Annotated in this window: 1 protein-coding gene; it reads right to left on the bottom strand. The window is 47.3% G+C overall.

Features of this window, described 5'->3' with window-relative positions:
• Positions 1 to 220 (bottom strand): transposase (locus AB4180_RS22800; protein ID WP_372081812.1); only part of this gene is annotated, 220 nt, incomplete at both ends.

The following is a 220-nucleotide window of genomic DNA, read 5'->3' as shown; positions in this document are numbered from 1 at the left end:
CCTCTCGCTTTAGTCTTAAATGAGACCTCAACTTGCTTGGCTCTACGACTGATGCAGGTGTAATGCGGACAACTTAACGGCACATGGGCTAACCTAAATATCGAGTCGATAAATCCTTGCAGCGCTCTCAGTGGCATAGAAAAAACTCGTTTCACCATGAGTGCTGTCGTAATAGCTAAATCACTGAACCGACGTGGCCTCCCGCGCTTATTCTGTTTGC

The organism is Vibrio sp. 10N.286.49.C3, from assembly GCF_041469545.1.
GTDB lineage: Bacteria > Pseudomonadota > Gammaproteobacteria > Enterobacterales > Vibrionaceae > Vibrio > Vibrio tasmaniensis_A.
This window is presented reverse-complemented; position numbering and strand designations above follow the sequence as displayed.